At 58.7% G+C, this 14,713-nt stretch carries 12 protein-coding genes; 5 read left to right on the top strand and 7 right to left on the bottom strand.

The window, feature by feature from the left end; translation table 11 throughout:
• Positions 1 to 88 precede the first annotated feature (88 nt).
• Complete coding sequence (locus tag H6B10_RS06385) at positions 89 to 4,465, bottom strand: acyl-CoA dehydratase activase (protein ID WP_204650777.1); 4,377 nt, start codon at positions 4,463 to 4,465, stop codon at positions 89 to 91.
• A 200-nt stretch (positions 4,466 to 4,665) separates the two neighbouring features.
• Here H6B10_RS06385 and H6B10_RS06380 point away from each other — a divergent pair, with 200 nt between their 5' ends.
• On the top strand, positions 4,666 to 5,544 hold the full coding sequence (locus H6B10_RS06380) for a LysR family transcriptional regulator (protein ID WP_204650776.1): 879 nt from the start codon (positions 4,666 to 4,668) through the stop codon (positions 5,542 to 5,544).
• Between the two features lie 76 nt (positions 5,545 to 5,620).
• Here H6B10_RS06380 and H6B10_RS06375 read toward each other — a convergent pair whose 3' ends face one another.
• From H6B10_RS06375 to H6B10_RS06355, 5 genes are all read right to left on the bottom strand, one after another.
• Positions 5,621 to 6,733, bottom strand: coding sequence for a Gfo/Idh/MocA family protein (locus H6B10_RS06375; RefSeq protein ID WP_204650775.1), 1,113 nt, complete (start codon positions 6,731 to 6,733; stop codon positions 5,621 to 5,623).
• A 52-nt stretch (positions 6,734 to 6,785) separates the two neighbouring features.
• Positions 6,786 to 7,616, bottom strand: a complete 831-nt coding sequence (locus H6B10_RS06370) for a carbohydrate ABC transporter permease (protein WP_204650774.1) — start codon at positions 7,614 to 7,616, stop codon at positions 6,786 to 6,788.
• Entirely contained in the window at positions 7,613 to 8,539 is a 927-nt protein-coding gene (locus H6B10_RS06365; RefSeq protein ID WP_345941710.1) for a carbohydrate ABC transporter permease, read from the bottom strand. Before H6B10_RS06365 ends, H6B10_RS06370 begins: the two co-directional genes overlap by 4 nt.
• 102 nt (positions 8,540 to 8,641) lie before the next feature.
• On the bottom strand, positions 8,642 to 10,006 hold the full coding sequence (locus tag H6B10_RS06360; protein WP_204650773.1) for an ABC transporter substrate-binding protein: 1,365 nt from the start codon (positions 10,004 to 10,006) through the stop codon (positions 8,642 to 8,644).
• Positions 10,007 to 10,257: 251 nt separating this feature from the next.
• Positions 10,258 to 11,148, bottom strand: a complete 891-nt coding sequence (locus H6B10_RS06355; protein ID WP_204650772.1) for an AraC family transcriptional regulator — start codon at positions 11,146 to 11,148, stop codon at positions 10,258 to 10,260.
• Positions 11,149 to 11,402: 254 nt separating this feature from the next.
• Here H6B10_RS06355 and H6B10_RS06350 point away from each other — a divergent pair, with 254 nt between their 5' ends.
• From H6B10_RS06350 to H6B10_RS06335, 4 genes are all read left to right on the top strand, one after another.
• Positions 11,403 to 12,341, top strand: coding sequence for a dihydrodipicolinate synthase family protein (locus tag H6B10_RS06350; RefSeq protein ID WP_204650771.1), 939 nt, complete (start codon positions 11,403 to 11,405; stop codon positions 12,339 to 12,341).
• A 75-nt stretch (positions 12,342 to 12,416) separates the two neighbouring features.
• A complete protein-coding gene (locus tag H6B10_RS06345) occupies positions 12,417 to 12,866 on the top strand; it encodes a YhcH/YjgK/YiaL family protein (RefSeq protein ID WP_204650769.1) in 450 nt (149 codons plus the stop codon).
• Between the two features lie 15 nt (positions 12,867 to 12,881).
• The gene (locus H6B10_RS06340; protein WP_204650768.1) at positions 12,882 to 13,583 is read left to right on the top strand and encodes an N-acetylmannosamine-6-phosphate 2-epimerase; all 702 of its coding nucleotides are present in this window, start codon (positions 12,882 to 12,884) and stop codon (positions 13,581 to 13,583) included.
• A gap of 10 nt (positions 13,584 to 13,593) precedes the next feature.
• Positions 13,594 to 14,508: an ROK family protein gene (locus H6B10_RS06335; RefSeq protein ID WP_204650767.1), complete on the top strand. Its 915-nt coding sequence runs from the start codon at positions 13,594 to 13,596 to the stop codon at positions 14,506 to 14,508.
• Here H6B10_RS06335 and H6B10_RS06330 read toward each other — a convergent pair.
• On the bottom strand, positions 14,502 to 14,713 hold a 212-nt coding region (locus H6B10_RS06330; protein ID WP_204650766.1), incomplete at its 5' end, for a hypothetical protein. The genes H6B10_RS06335 and H6B10_RS06330 overlap by 7 nt on opposite strands.

Raw genomic sequence — 14,713 nt, 5'->3', positions numbered from 1 at the left:
AAGGCATTTTACCCGGCATGGCGTTCTCCCCTCTTCATTAAGTAACCTATTACCTATTATAACCGATTGCCCAGTCCTGTCAAGGGGGTCATCCCCGCCTGATGTTCATGACCAGCATCTGCAGCCGGTTTTCAATGTTGGCAAAACTCACATCGGGGTCATAGTCCAGGGGCAGAATCTGGGCGTCGGGGTACTGTTCCTTGATCTTTTTGGTAATACCGCGGCCCACCACATGGTTGGGCAGGCAGCCGAAGGGCTGCAGAATCACGAAAGCGCGGCAGCCTTTTTCGGCATGATGCAAAATCTCGCCGGGAATCAGGATGCCTTCCCCCGCATCAAAGGTATGGGGAATGATGGGGTCGCTCATTCTGGCCAGATCCTGGATGCGGGCCGGTTTCTCGTACAGAGGATGGTCCGCCGCTATGCGGTCGCTCAGGTCATGGGCCATATCAAACAGCCGGTCCGCTGTGCGGTACCAGGCTTTCTCCGTTACCGGGCGGCCCACATGCTGTTCCCGAATCTGACTGTCCTGATAGAAATAGGTTTTCTGGATCACATCGGTCATGCGGGCCTCAATGATCTCGAATCCGTTGCGTTCCAGGTAGGCCTCAATATCCCGGTTGGCGCCGGGGTGGAAATTGAGCAGATATTCCCCCACAATCAGCACCCGGGGGCGCAGCATGGAACGGTCATAGGGCACCGCTTTCAGAATGGCAATGCCTTTGCGGAAGCCTTCCGCCGCGCCGCGCACACCGCCGTGTTCCATGCCGTCGACCAGGGCATCCATCGCCTCATCAAAAGCACGGTTGGCCGCGCCCCGTTCCAGTTCATAGGGGCGGATCTTGCGCAGCAGTTCCTCCAGCGCGTCGATCATGGGCAGACCGAAAGCGATCCGCACCGAGGACAACAGGTTCAGCCGGAAGCCGGGGTGAATATGGTGGGCATCCTGGTCGTCATTGGTCAGGATGGGCACCTGGGCAAAACCGGCATCGTCCAGCGCCTTGCGCAGCAGGGCGCTGTAATGGGTCAGGCGGCAGTCGCCAATATATTTGGCCATGGCCACCGCAGTATTGTCCAAATCATACTGACCGCTTTGCAGGGCGGCCAGTACCTCCCCGATGACGATCTGTGCCGGGAAGCAGATATCGTTGTGGACATAGCGTTTGCCCATGCGGATGGCATCCTCACGGCCCACGGCCAGCGGCACCGCCCGGATGCCCTGGGTGCAGAACACCGCCGACAGCAGCCGGCAGAAAGCATGGGAGGTGTTGGGCACCAGCACGGTTTTCTGGCGGTCCTTCTTTTCAAACTTTACCGGGTAGGGGTCTCTCAGCGGTCGGGGCGTGCAGACTTCCTCCCGGCTGCGGCGCATGGCCACCGTTTCCAGGAAGGAGCGCACCCGGATGCGCAGCGGCCCCTGGATATCGCTTTCATCCACCTTCAAGATCAGAGGAATCTTGCCCGAGATTTCTTTCATCATGCGGGTGATCTCGTCCGACAGGTAGGCATCGTGACCGCAGCCGAAGCTGACGATCTGCACATATTCCAGGTGCGGGTCGCGGGCAGCCTGGATGGCAGACCCCAGCATCCGCGCGTGGAAGTTGTTCACAATATCCAGGCGGCTCATGCTCAGGTCCACATCCTCCACGCCGGGCACGGCATCCGCCGTCAGCACAGGGATCCCCATCCCCGCAAAAAGTTCGGGCAGTTCATGGTTCACCAGCGCATCGTTCTGGTACGGGCGGGAGGCCAGCACCACCGCAAAGCGGTTGTCCCGGGTGACCTGGTCCAATACCTGACGGCCCCGCGTTTTCAGCGCCGTGTGGAAAGACTTTTCCGCTTCCAGCGCCGCACGGATAGCGGCCAGTGTTTCCTCCGCCGGGATGGCGAAGGTATCTTTCATATACTGTTTGAGCTGTTTTTCGCAGTCCCCTTCGGTGTACCAGTGGAACAGCGGCGCATCGTACGGAATACCCCACAGCTTTTCGGGATTGTCGGAATTGCCCACCACCAGCGGATACCCCTTGACCACCGCGCACATGGAGCGGCTGGTCTGCTGGGTATTTTCCGACGGCACAGTGGTAACGGCCGGCATAAAGATGCGGTCCACCTTTTTGCCCGCCAGATTGCGCAAGTGGCCGTGCACCAGCTTGGCCGGGAAGCAGACGGTATCCGACGTGACCGCCGAGATCCCGCTTTCATAGAGGGCGCGGGTGCTGGGGTCAGAGAGCACCACCCGGACCCCCAAAGCCCGCAGGAAAGTGCGCCAGAAAGGCAGCGTTTCCCAGAAAGAAAGTACCCGCGGGATGCCGATGGTGATTCCCCGGTCTTTGGCCGGTGCCGGGCAGGGATAATCCTGCAGCAGCAGTTTTTCCCGTTCCCGGTACAGATTGGGGACAGCGTCGGCCTTTTGGCGGTGCGCCTGCAGCTGTTCGCGCACGGCGGCGTCCTTGGGGTCCCCCAGAATCTCGCCCCGTTCGCAGCGGTTGTTGGTGATCCAGGAATTGCCGTTGGAAAAACGAAGGATGGTGCGTTTGCAGTGGTTGGTGCAGAAGGGACAGGGGGCGTTTTCCTCCTGATGGTAGCTGAAATCATCCAGCGTATCCAGATCCAGAAAAGTCCGGTTTTCGGGATGTTCGTGGTAGCGTTCCCGTGTGATCAGCGCCATACCAATGGCGCCCATCAGACCGGGGTACGGCGCACGGATGACCTCCCGGCCGGTATATTCTTCCAGCGCCCGGAGGACAGCGTTATTCTCAAAGGTGCCGCCCTGTACCACAATGCGGTCCCCCAGTGAGTCCAGGTTGGACAGGCGGATGACCTTGGTAAAGACATTTTCCACAATGGAACGGCACAGTCCGGCCATAATGTCCTGGGCACTTTTGCCGTTGCGCTGTTCGGTGATGATGCTGCTGTTCATAAAGACGGTACAGCGGCTGCCCAGTACCGCAGGCTGCCGGGAGGCAAAAGCCGCCCCCGCGATTTCTTTGGTGGGAATGCCCAGGGAGGAGGCGAAGTTTTCCAGGAAGGAACCGCAGCCCGAAGAACAGGCTTCGTTCACCAGAATGTTGGTGATGATGCCGTGGTCCAGCCACATAGCCTTCATATCCTGCCCGCCGATGTCCAGCAAAAAGGTAGCGTCCTGCACATACTTTTTGGCCGCCCGGGCATGGGCCACCGTTTCCACCGTGTGGTACTCGGCTCCGAACGCCTTGGCAAAAAGCATCTCACCGTACCCGGTAGTGCCTGCCGCCAGAATCTGCAGCCGGGCGCCTGCCGCCCGGTAACGGTCCCGCAGGGCCAGCAATGCGCGCTTAGCCACCTTGAGCGGTTCCCCGGCGTTGGACGCATAAAAGGAATCCAGCAGGTTTTCCTGGTCGTCCATCAGCACAAATTTGGTGGTGGTACTGCCGGAGTCGATGCCCAGATACGCCCGGACCTCCTCCCCCGGTTTGGGAACATGGGGTGTCAGCACCGGCTTGGCATGGCGCTTCTCAAAAGCGGCCTGTTCCTCCGGCGATGCAAAGAACGGACGGGACACCGGCGCGTTTTTCTGCCCGGTGCGGAAGCTGCCGTTCTGCAGCCGTTTGCGCAGTTCCCCGGGCAGAGTGGGCACACAGTCGCCGCGGAAGATGGTTTCGGCACAGACTGCCGCGCCGCAGGCCACCATCAGTTCGGGACGGGGCGGGATCAGCACTTCTTCCTCGGTCAGCTGCAGGCGCTGGGCAAAGACCTGTACCAGAACCGGGTTGAAGGTCAGCGGACCGCCTTCAAACACTACCGGCCGGGTGATCTCCAACCCCTGGGCCAGACCGCCGATGGTCTGTTTGGCGATGGCATGGAACGCCGAAAGTGCCAGGTCCGCTTTGGCGACGCCCTGGTTCAGCAAGGGCTGAATGTCGGTTTTGGCATAGACGCCGCACCGGCCGGAAATATCATACACACAGCTGCCCTGGGCGGCCAAGTCATTGAACTGTTCCACCGGAACCTTGAGCAAGGTGGCGATCTCATCAATAAAGGCGCCGGTACCGCCGGCACAGCTGCCGTTCATGCGCATATCCGCCACATTGATGGCACCGGTGCCGGGGTCCGTCTGGAAGAAGATCATTTTGGCATCCTGGCCACCCAGTTCGATGGCACTGCCTACCTTACGGTACCGCTGGCGGATGGCCGCCGCATTGGCCGCCACCTCCTGGGCAAAAGGCAGGTCCAGCCCCTCCGCAATGGGTTTGGCGCCGGACCCCGTAAGGCAGATACGGAAAGTCTGCCCCGGGAAGGCATTTTCCAGTTCTTCCAGAATGGTCACCACACTGTGGACCTGGTCCGCGTGGTGGCGGCGGTAGTCTGCGTAAAGAAGGTTGCCATTTTCCGGGTCCAGGACGGCCACTTTGGTGGTGGTGGAACCGATATCGATGCCCGCCGCCAGTCCCTGGCTTAATTGTTGTGTTGTGGGATGCTCTGTCATGGTTTTTCTTTCGTTCTTTCTGCTGGTTGCACAAGTTTTTGCTGGGATAAGCCCCGGCAGGCCGCAGGCGGCAGGGCCTTTCGACCGATACCGCCAGAATTCGACCATATATATAGTATTAAACCATGATTCAGTTTGAAAAAAAAGTGAAAAAATGGTATTATTGATGCGTAAAACGCAATAATCCAAGGAGGACGGCTTTGAACACCCAACAACTGGAAAGCTTTATTCAGGTGGCGGAAAACCTGAATTTTGCCCATGCCGCTGCACTGCTGAATGTGACCCAATCGGCAGTTTCCCGCCAGATTCACGCCCTGGAAGAAGAGCTGGACACCAAACTGTTTTACCGCACCACCCGTACCGTCACCCTGACGCCCGAGGGGATCATTTTTCTGGAACACGCCAAGCAGATCCTGGGCCAGCTGCAGATCGCCACGGCCAGAATCCAGCACCGCAGCAACCTGACTGCCCGGATCTTGCGCATCGGCTGCGAAAGCCAGGCGGACTTACTGTTTTTGAGTGAAATTCTGGAAGCCTGCCGCCCGTGCATCCATGCTTTTCATCCCTTTCTGAAGGTCATTCCCCACCGGGCATTGATGACCCTGTTTTATCAGGGGGAACTGGATGTGCTGTTCGGGTTCCGGGAACATATGCCCATCAAAAATGAAATCCTTTTTACCGAGCTGCAGCAAGTTCCTTTGTGCTGCGTGCTGCCCCAGAACCACCCCTATGGGGAAAAAGAATCCATCCGGGTCGAAGACCTGTTCACGGAGTCACTGGTCGCCTGCAATTCCTACACCATCCCCGCCCAGGCGGTGGAACTGCAGAATCTGGTCGCCCAGCACATCACCCCGGAGAACATTTATGTCAGCGAGAACCCCCAGGTTGCCCTGGCTCTGGTGCGGGCCGGGTATGGCTGCTGCATCCTGCCCCAATCCCCCGATACCCGGGACGGCCTGCTCTACCGGCCGCTGCAGGGCACCCAGCTGCTGCCCTACGGCATGAGCTACAACCGTTCTTCCTCCAACGGGCTGCTGAAAGAATTTCTGGCCGTTGCCAGACAAGCGGCACAAATCTGAAAAAACACACAAAAAAGCGCGTTGAGACTTTCGTCTCAACGCGCTTTTTCGGGAGAAAAACGATTCTTACAGCAACTTACTTGCTGGTTACCTCAGAAACGCTGACTTTGCGGTCCTCACGCAGGGAGAGAGTGGCGGCATCGGCAGTCGCGATGGCGGCACGGGCGGCCTCGCCGGTCATCAGCGGGCGGAACTCGTCGGTGATCTCGGCACCGTGCATCACGCCGTTGAAGAAGTCCATCTCGTCGTTCATGATGCTGTTCAGCCACATGGGCGGCTTCTTGCCGGGGTGGCCGTACTGGATGGCGCCGTCCATCTCGGTGCTGTGGTAGATGCGGGTGCGGTCGTCGTCGATTTCCTTGTTGGCATGTACGCAGTAGTGTTCCTCGGTGCCGTCGGCCAGCTTCACCGTCATGCCGGTGTTGCACATATCGATGCGGATGGCGCCCTTGGTGCCCTGGATCAGGACGTAGTGTTCCGGCCAGTGGAAGGCGGAGCCCCATTCACACAGGGCGTAGGTGTTGTTGCCGAATTCCAGGTTGATGAGCAGCATATCATCCTCATCACCGAACTGCGGGCCGGAGTGGGCCACGTTGCCGCCGGTCATGGTAACGCGGGTGGCAGGTCCCATGATGAACTGGATGCAGTCCAGCTCATGGATGTGATGGTACAGGTGGCCGCCGGACTTGGCGCGGATCTTTTTCCAGCTGACGGAAGGCTGCGGTTCCTCCCAGCCGTTGCGGGCGGAATGAGCATACAGCACCTTGCCGATCTTGCCTTCCTGGATGAACTTCTTGGCCAGGCGCACGCCGTGGAAGAAGTTCATAACATGGCCGGCCATAAAGACCACACCGTTCTCCTTGCAGGTGTTGACCATCTCATCGCAGTCCGCGTAGGAAAGAGCGATGGGCTTCTCGCAGAAGACGTTCTTCTTGTGGCGGGCAGCGCACAGAACGGGTTCCTTGTGCAGGTAGTTGGGGGTGGCCACGATCACCGCGTCCACATCCTCGCGGGCGCACAGGCTGTCCAGGTCGCTCTCTGCATCGCAGCCCAGCTCCTCGGCAATGGTCTTGCCGTTTTCGGGGTCATAGACTGCCACGATCTTGGCGCCCTCTTTCTGAGCCATGATGCGGCCCAACTCTGCGCCAAAGTAACCGGTACCGACGATTCCGTAACCGATGGTTTTCATAATAACATTCTCCTTATTTTATATGTATGTGTAAAGTTGGATTGTGGAAAGGTTATTTGACTGCGCCGTCCGACAGACCGCCGGCCAGCTTGCTCTGGATGAAGCAGAAGAAGATGATGGACGGTACCACCACGATGGCACAGGCGGCCATGAGGGAGCCCCAGTTGAGGATGTCGGCACCTTCCAGGGTTTTGACTGCCACCGAGATGGTGGTCTTGTCGGAGCTGCTCATCAAAATCATGGAGTAGAGGTATTCGTTCCAGGCGTTGATGAATACATAGATGGCAGTGGATACGATACCGGGGGCTACCAGAGGCAGCACCACCCGCACGAACACCTGCAGTTTGTTGGCGCCGTCGATCCGGGCCGCTTCCTCAATGCCGATGGGCACCGTTTTGAAGAAGCCCACCAGCATCCACACCGCGTAGGGCACGCTGAAGGAGAGGTAAACCAGTACCAGACCGATGCGGGTATTGGTAAGCCCCAGCTTGGCCATGACCATAGCGTAGGGAATGACCAGCATGATGGACGGGAACATGTAGGTGGTGACCAGGACCTTGGTCATCACATCGCCCAGTTTGGGGAAGAACCGCACCACGCCGTAGGCGGCCAGCGAAGAGATCACAATGGCGATCAGGGTGGTGGCGGCGGCAATGATCACACTGTTGCGGATGTTGATGGTAAAGTTCAGGGTGATCAGAACGGTTTTGAAGTTTTCCAGCGTCCACTGGATGGGCAGGATCTTGGTGGGGTTATTGAGCATCTCACTGCTGCTCTTGAAGGAGGAGACCAGCAGCCACAGCAGCGGAAAGACTGCGAACACTGCCAGAATGATCAGGTAGACATTGCATAGAATGTCGCCTACGCGTTTGCCTTTTTTCATGCCCGGTCCTCCTTCTCCCAGTGAGTGATGACGGCGAAGTAGATCAGGCAGACTGCGATCAGGAAGATCAGCAGCAGGATCGACGCAGCCGAGGCACGGCCGACCAGCTTGTTGGTCCAGCCCAGCTCATAGATGTAGATGGGCATGGTGGTGGTGCGCCCTGCGGGGCCGCCTGCCGTCGTCATGAAGATGATATCGAAGTTGTTGAACACCCAGATGGTACGCAGTACCACCAGCAGGCCCACAACCACCTTGATGTGGGGCACCGTGATGTGAATGAAGGACTGCCAGGCATTGGCGCCGTCGATCACGGCGGCTTCGTACTGGTCACGGGGCACAGTCTGCAAAGCTGCATAGACGTTGACCATGATCATGGGTGCGCCGAACCAGATGTTGATGAACACCAGCGTGGGCAGAACCAGTTTGGGGTCGCTGAGGAACTGGATCATGCTGTCGCTCAGGCCCAGGTTCATCAGCATGGTGGGGATGTAACCCTGGATGCCGTTGAGCATCCACTTCCACACCAGAGCGATGGCAACCGAGGGGAACGCCCAGGGAATGATCATGCAGATGCGGTAGATGGGGCGGGTGATGCGGTTGTTGATGCGGTTCAGTGCCAGCGCGCCGGTAAAGCCCACCAGCAGCTGGCCCAGCAGGCTGGAGAACGTCCAGACCAGCGTAGTGCCGAAGGCACGCAGGAAATCCGGGTCGGACAGGATCTTGATGTAGTTTTCCAGCCCTTTGAAGCTGTATGTGGTTTTGATAAGTGTTTTGTTGGTGAAGCTGTACAGAAGTGTGGACCCCAGGGGGTAGACCAGCAAGCAGAGCACCACCAGCATGGCGGGGCCGACAAACAGCCACCGCGTAAGGTTGCGATCCTTTTTGGGGTAAACGGATGCAGCCCCGGTCTTTATGCCTTTCAAAATGTAACCTCCCTGTCAGCGCGTGGCCTGCAGGCGGCGCCTGCTACGGGCCGCCAGACGGAGAGGGGGAAGACGCTGCTTCCCCCTCACGGCGTTTCAACGTCAGGCGATCATGGTATCGAAGATCTCGTTGAGGCGGTCTTCCGCATCCTTGGCAGCGGTTTCCACATCGGTGCCATTGGTGATGATGTCCTGGAACATCTCCTCAATAACGCCCTGGGAAGTCAGGTAGCTGGCCTGCGGCGTGGGGCCGTGCTCGAAGCCGATGGCGTGGCCGTTGTCCACAGCCTCCTGGATGACGTCCACACAGTCAGCGTATTCCTGGATGGTGGGATCGTTGAGGTAGGCTTCGTTGGTGGCGATGTCGCTCAGAGCGGGCAGCATGCCGACCGGAACGGCGTGGATGAATTCGATGTAGTTATCGTCCTGATACAAGTATTCAATAAATGCTTTGCAGATTTCGGGATGCTCGGTGTTGCTCCATTCCACCAGAGGAATGTGAGAAGTTTCGGCACTGTAGACGGGATCATCGGCGTTCATGCGGGGCAGCGGAGCGCAGCGCACGTACTCGGCGATCTCGGGGGTGTTGCTCTGCACACCGCTGATCATAAAGCCGGAGTTGAAGTCAAAGGCCGTGGTGCCCTGGTAGAACAGGGTGGCGTGGTCGTTGACGGTGTAGTTGATGGTTTCGGCGGGAGAGCAGTTCTTGTAGACGTTGACCCAGAAGTTGATGCCGTCGATGGCTTCGGGGCTGGTCAGGTTGGCGGTCAGGTCATCGTTGAGCAGGCTGCCGCCGGCGCTGACCACGTAGTAGTTGAGGTAACGGCTGCACAGCAGGTCGTTGGGGCTGCAGGAGAAAGCGGCGCCGTAGGTGCCGTCTTTGGTCAGGGCCACAGCGGCATCATAGAACTCGTCCCAGGTCTGGGGGATTTCCAGCCCGGCGGCTTCCAGCAGGTCGGTGCGGTACCACATGACCTGTGCGTGAGAGTAGTACGGAATGCCGTACACGGCACCATCCACGGTCATGTCTGCCAGTGCATTTTCGGAGAAGCGGTCCCGTCCGATTTCGTCCACAATGTCATCCATAGGGTTGATGACGCCGGCGTTGATCATCTCGACCACTTCGCCGGTGCCCTGGGCGGTACTGATGTCGGGCAGGTCACCAGTGGTGATGCCGGCGTTCCACTTGGTGTTGAAGTCGCCCCAGGAGTAGGTTTCGATATTGATCTTGACGCCGGGGTTTTCCTGCATGAAGGCGTCCGCGGCTTTCTGGATGGCATCCATGCGTGCGCCCTGCGTAAAGGAATGCCAGAAGGTAATCTCGCCTTCCAGCGGGGCATCCGTTTCTGCCGCCGTGCTGGTAGCACCTTCTGCAGTCTGAGCGGAACTGGTTTCGCTTCCGCCGCAGCCCGCAAACAGCGAAGCAGCGAGGCCAACAGCCAGCAGGGTAGCAATTGCCTTTTTCATGAGTTTGTGTCCTCCTTGTTTGATGAACAGGTTCCTTCGTTTCCACGTGCCGGCCAGTGGATCGTTGGACGTCCGTTGCTTTTTGAACGCCTTGATCGGGGCGTTCCCGTTGATTTTATTATACGGGGCCGGGGCCTATCTTTCCAGACCAAAACCCGGGCAAAGATGCAACAATCCGCTTATTTTCTGATTGTATTGTTTCAAAGTATACAACTATTCGTTTGTTTTTTGTTTACTTTGACGAATTTCGCTTACACATCGTGAGAGGTGCGGCGGTACTCCTGGGGGGAAAGACCGAACACTTCTTTAAAGCATTTGGCAAAATAGCTGGGGGTCTCGTACCCCAGGGCATACGCGATGGAAGAGATGGGCTCATTGGTGACCAGCAGCTTGCGGGCTGCGTTGGTCATCTTGATATCCTTAATAAAGTCGTATACCGTTTTACCGGTCTGCTCCTTGAACAGGCGGCGCAGGGTACTCTCGCTGAAACCGGCCAGCTCACACAGTTCCTTACTGGTAAAGTTTTTTTCCGGGTGGGTGACGATGGTATCCACAATAATGGTGATGCGGGGGTCCTTGTTGGTGCGGGCGGTTTTTTCGGCCCGGTGGCGGATGCTCTGCAAATCAAAGTGTGCTTCGGTTTCCCGCCGGTCCTCCTCCAGGGTGGTGTCACGGTTGAAGTTTTCCTTGGACACACAGGCCATGTGGGCCAGGATCAGGTTGAGATAGCCGCGGATCTCCAGCATTTTGAAGGTGCTGCGTGTCAAAGCGCTGGCATAGATCCGTTCAAAGAAATCCCGCATTTCGGGGACCTGCCCGAAGTTGTGCCGGATGGGTACGTTCCACAACATACCGAGCATATCGGCCCCCTCCAGCTGAATGGAACCGATGAACCGGATGCTGATAAAGACGATTTCCTCCCGGGCGGCACAGCTGAGCACCTTGCCCTGGGGGATGTAAAACACATCGCCGGGGCCCACTTCATAAGAGGTATCGTCCAGGGAAAAGACCGCTGTGCCGGAAACCACATAGCGGATCAGCGAATAGGGTACCGGCGCACTGGGGTAGACCCAGTTTTTGGAAAAGCGGTACTTATCCACATAAATAAAGATCGGATAATAGTCTGAATAGATAGCTTCCATGGCAAAGGCTCCTTTCCGGTGCAGATTTGCATTTTCCGCTCTTATTATAACAGATTTGATATATCTGTGTAAACAATTCGTTTATTTTGCGCGCGTTTTGTTTTATAGATTGGCGTTTTTTCTCTAACACCCTGCGGGCCGGATTGGTATACTGAAAGTACAGACAAACCCGACCCGATAGACGGGTTGTTCACCACCGAAAGCAGCCGCTGCGGCGGCAGAAAATACAGCATTCAGGTAAGGAGCGTATCAACATGAAAGATATCAACAAATACCGCGGCGTGATCCCGGCCTTCTACGCCTGCTATGATTCGCAGGGTGCCGTCTCGGTGGAAGGGGTCAAGGCGCTGACCCGCCACCTGATCGCTAAAGGCGTCAAGGGCGTCTATGTGGGCGGTTCCTCCGGCGAGTGCATCTACCAGAGCGTAGCCGAGCGCAAGGCCGTGCTGGAAGCTGTTATGAGCGAAGCCAAGGGCAAGATCACCGTCATTGCCCATGTAGCCTGCAACAACACCGCCGACAGCGTGGAACTGGCCGCCCATGCGGAAAGCTGCGGTGTGGATGCCATTGCCTCCATCCCGCCCATCTATTTCCACCTGCCCAACTACGCCATTGCCGAGTATTGGAACGCCATGAGCGCCGCGGCCCCCAACACCGAATTTGTGATCTACAACATTCCCCAGCTGGCGGGCACCGCCCTGACTATGCCCCTGCTGCAGGAAATGCTCAAGAACCCCAACGTGGTAGCCGTCAAGAACTCCTCCATGCCCGTGCAGGACATTCAGATGTTCAAGGATGCCGGCATCGCCGCCCGCGGCAAGGACGGTTTTGCGGTATTCAACGGCCCCGATGAGCAGTTTGTCTCCGGCCGGGTGATGGGCGCCGACGGCGGCATCGGCGGCACCTACGCCGTCATGCCCGAACTGTTCCTGAAGATGGATGAACTGCTGGCCAAGGGCGATATTGACACCGCCCGCCATGTGCAGTATCTGGCCGACCGCATCATTTATAAGATGTGCGAAGCCCACGGCAACCTGTACGCCGTGCAGAAGGAGATCCTGCGCCGCATGTACGGCCTGGAACTGGGCGGCGTGCGCGCACCGCTGCCCAACCTGGCAGAGTCCGACGAGGCGGTGGTAGCCGCCGCCCAGAAGATGATCGAGGACGCACTGGCCGAGGTCAAAACGTTATAAGACGGCGGCAGGCTTCCCCATATTCGGGGAAGCCTGTCCTCTGTTCAGGGATTACGTCCCGGAAAGGACCCCCCCATGATCACCGATACCCTGCATAACCTGCCGCTCTACCGCGGCTTGCATAAAAATCTGGATATTGCCATTGCCTGGCTGCAGACCCACGATCCCGCCGCCCTGCCCAATGGCCGCACCGAAATTGCCGGCAACGCCGTTTTCATCAATGTGATGGACGCCGACCTGCGGGAGGGCGAAGGCGCCGCGTTTGAATACCACCGCCGCTATGCCGACCTGCAGCTGGACCTGACCGGCGGCGAGCACTGGGGCTGGGCCGTCCGCGGCACCGAGGAAAAGCCCTTTGACGAAGCGGGCGACATCGGTTTTGTGACCGGCCCCGAGGAGGCCGGCGGCACCCTGGGAGACGGGCGGTTCGCCCTGTTCCTGCCGGGCGAACCCCACAAACCCAGCTGCCGCACCCCGGACTGTGACCGGCTGCGCAAAGCGGTGGTCAAAATTGAAATGCTGTAAAGGAGCGGATTTGCCATGCAGAAAGAGCAGATTTTTGAACAGATTCATCACGGGCTGATCGTCTCCTGCCAGGCGCTGGAGCACGAACCCCTTTACACCCCCGAAGGCGGCGTGATGCCGCTGATGGCCAAAGCCGCCGCCATGAGCGGTGCGGTGGGCATCCGCGCCAATACCGTGCGGGATATCACCCAGATCAAAGCGGTGGTAGACCTGCCGGTGATCGGCATCATCAAGAAGGATTATCCCGGTACACCCATGTACATCACCGTCACCATGGCGGAAGTGGATGCGCTGGTGGGCTGCGGCGTGGATATTCTGGCCGTGCAGGGCACCAGCGCCCTGCGGCCCGACGGCAAGACCGCGCCGGAGTTCATCCGGGAAGTGAAAGCCAAATACCCCGACCAGCTGCTGATGGCCGATATCGCCACCTTTGAGGAAGCCATGGCCTGTGCCGAGGCGGGTGCTGACTTTGTGGGCACCACCATGCGGGGCTATACACCGGAAACCACCGGCATCAACGACATCGATTTTGACTTTGTGGCCAAACTGGCCAAAGAATGCCCGGCCAAAGTCATTGCCGAAGGGCACATCCACTACCCGGAACAGGCGCGCAAAGCCCTGGAAGCCGGCGCCTATGCCCTGGTGGTGGGCGGTGCCATCACACGCCCGGCCGAGATCACGGCCCGGTTCACCGCAGCCATCAAGGACTGCCAGTAAAGGAGCCGCCATGAGCAAGATCTATCTGGGCATCGACATCGGCGGTACGGCGGTCAAGCTGGGTCTGGTGGACGAAACCGGCGCCGTACTGGACCGCGCCGAGCGCAGCGTGAGTTTTGATGACTACCGCACCCCCATTCTGGACACCGTACAGGCTGCCGCCGCAGACTTTACCGCCGGGCGGCGGGAACAGATCGCAGGTATCGGTGTGTCGGCCACCGGGCAGATCGACAGTCGCCGCGGTATGGTGGCCGGCACCTGCGGCAGCCTGCCCGGCTGGGTGGGCGCCCCCATCAAAGAGCGGCTGACGGAGGACTATCACCTGCCTGTCACCGTCGCCAACGACGCCAACTGCATGTGCCTGGGGGAAGTGTGGGTCGGTGCCGCCCAAGGCTGTACCGATGTGATCGGCATTACCATCGGCACCGGCATCGGCGGCGGCATTTTGACCGGCGGCCGCCTGCTGGAAGGAGTCAGGGGCCTGGGCGGAGAGATGGGCCATTACCGCACCCACGCCCGGGACGGCGTCCCCTGCACCTGCGGCGCCAAAGGCTGTTGGGAACGGTATGCCTCCACCACAGCACTGGTCCGCGCCGCCAAAGCCATGGACCCGGAACTCACGGACGGGCGGGCCATTTTTGAGGCTGCTGCCACCGGGCGTAGCGATGTGCTGGCCCTGCTGGACGGCTGGATTGACGAGATCGCCGAAGGGCTGGCCGGTATGGTGCATATCTTCAACCCCCAGCGCATTCTGGTAGGCGGCGGTGTCAGCGCCCAGAAAGAGCTGCTGATCGAACCGCTGGCACGCAAAGTCAAGGCAGCCGTCATGCCCGCCTTTGCCGAAGGTCTGACCATCACCGCCGCAGCCCTGCACAACGACGCCGGGCTGGTGGGTGCCGTCTACTACCTGCTGCAAAATCAGTGACCACCATTTAGTTTTATACACCCGTTTTTCTCACAACAACGAAACAGGACAGACCTCACATCAAGGTCTGTCCTGTTTTTGTTATTCAAAGATTCCGTACTTTTGCCATCGGCAATCATCGCCATTACCGGTTTTTGGCAGCCTGCTGCCCCGCATACCACAGGCGGAACACCTGCTCCGCCGTGGCGGCAAGGTTCTGGCGGGC

Origin of the sequence: Gemmiger formicilis (genome assembly GCF_016901605.1) — a bacterium.
Lineage (GTDB): Bacteria > Bacillota > Clostridia > Oscillospirales > Ruminococcaceae > Gemmiger > Gemmiger formicilis_B.
The sequence above is the reverse complement of the archived record's forward strand: the minus strand, read 5'-3'. Positions and strand labels throughout refer to the sequence as shown.

Coding starts and splice junctions, on each gene's coding strand:
- H6B10_RS06385 (WP_204650777.1), bottom strand. CDS start 4,465: ATGACAGAGCATCCCACAACACAACAATTAAGCCAGGGACTGGCGGCG.
- H6B10_RS06375 (WP_204650775.1), bottom strand. CDS start 6,733: ATGAAAACCATCGGTTACGGAATCGTCGGTACCGGTTACTTTGGCGCA.
- H6B10_RS06370 (WP_204650774.1), bottom strand. CDS start 7,616: ATGAAAAAAGGCAAACGCGTAGGCGACATTCTATGCAATGTCTACCTG.
- H6B10_RS06360 (WP_204650773.1), bottom strand. CDS start 10,006: ATGAAAAAGGCAATTGCTACCCTGCTGGCTGTTGGCCTCGCTGCTTCG.
- H6B10_RS06355 (WP_204650772.1), bottom strand. CDS start 11,148: ATGGAAGCTATCTATTCAGACTATTATCCGATCTTTATTTATGTGGAT.
- H6B10_RS06350 (WP_204650771.1), top strand. CDS start 11,403: ATGAAAGATATCAACAAATACCGCGGCGTGATCCCGGCCTTCTACGCC.
- H6B10_RS06345 (WP_204650769.1), top strand. CDS start 12,417: ATGATCACCGATACCCTGCATAACCTGCCGCTCTACCGCGGCTTGCAT.
- H6B10_RS06340 (WP_204650768.1), top strand. CDS start 12,882: ATGCAGAAAGAGCAGATTTTTGAACAGATTCATCACGGGCTGATCGTC.
- H6B10_RS06335 (WP_204650767.1), top strand. CDS start 13,594: ATGAGCAAGATCTATCTGGGCATCGACATCGGCGGTACGGCGGTCAAG.